Source organism: Streptomyces sp. AC627_RSS907, from assembly GCF_019049165.1.
Genome location: NZ_JAGMUE010000711.1, coordinates 1 through 828 on the forward strand (window position 1 = coordinate 1; position 828 = coordinate 828).

At 79.7% G+C, this 828-nt stretch carries 1 protein-coding gene and 1 pseudogene; both read left to right on the top strand.

Features of this window, described 5'->3' with window-relative positions; translation table 11 throughout:
• Positions 1-186: pseudogene (locus KUM32_RS37925) on the top strand (hypothetical protein); the annotation flags it as partial.
• A gap of 75 nt (positions 187-261) precedes the next feature.
• Positions 262-828 (top strand): spermidine synthase (locus tag KUM32_RS44400; protein ID WP_374227602.1); only part of this gene is annotated, 567 nt, incomplete at its 3' end.

Consider the following 828-nt stretch of genomic DNA (forward strand, 5'->3'; position numbering starts at 1 on the left):
GACCGGACCCTCGCCCCGTACGGCGCGCGGGAGGCGGTGGCCGAGGACGCCGCGCCCCCGGTGCCGGGCGCCGGCTGGCTGGTGCCGCCCGCGGAGGCGTACCGCGACGCCACCGACCCCGCCGTGCTCCGCGCCGCGCTCGGCGAGGCCGCCCGGGTGATCGAGGTCATCGACCGCAGCCACTGACGCGCGGCCCCGCCCGCGCGGGGGCCACCGCTGACCGGGCCGACCGCTCGGCCAGCGGTGATCGATACTGATCGGATGGCACGAGGTAAGCGCGGACGGCAGGGCAACGCGGGTCGGAGCGGGCGCGCGGACCGCGCCCGACCGACCGCGGACGAACGGGCCGACGAGCGCGGCGACGACGCGGCGCACGCGCCCGACACAGCGGACACGACGGGCACGACGGGTGCGGCCGACGCGCCGACCGGCCGGGCGCGCGGTGGGCGCACGCGCGGGCGGGCCCGCGCCGGGGAGCCGGTCGGCGCGCGGGTGGACGGTGGCCGCGCCGAACTGGTGCCGGACCGGGACCGGCCGCGCGGGCGCACCCTGTTGATCGACGGCGCCCCGCAGTCCCACGTCGACCTCGACGACCCCGGCTACCTCGACTTCTCGTACCAGCGCCGGCTGGGCCACGTGGCCGACCTGGTCGCGCCCCCGGGGCGGCCGATCCAGGCCGTGCACCTCGGCGGCGGCGCCTTCACCCTGGCCCGTTACATCGCCGCGTCCCGGCCCCGCTCCACGCAGCAGGTGGTGGAGGTGGACGGCCCGCTGGTCGCGTTCGTCCGCCGCGAACTGCCCCTGGAGAGCGGCTGGCGCGTCCGGGTG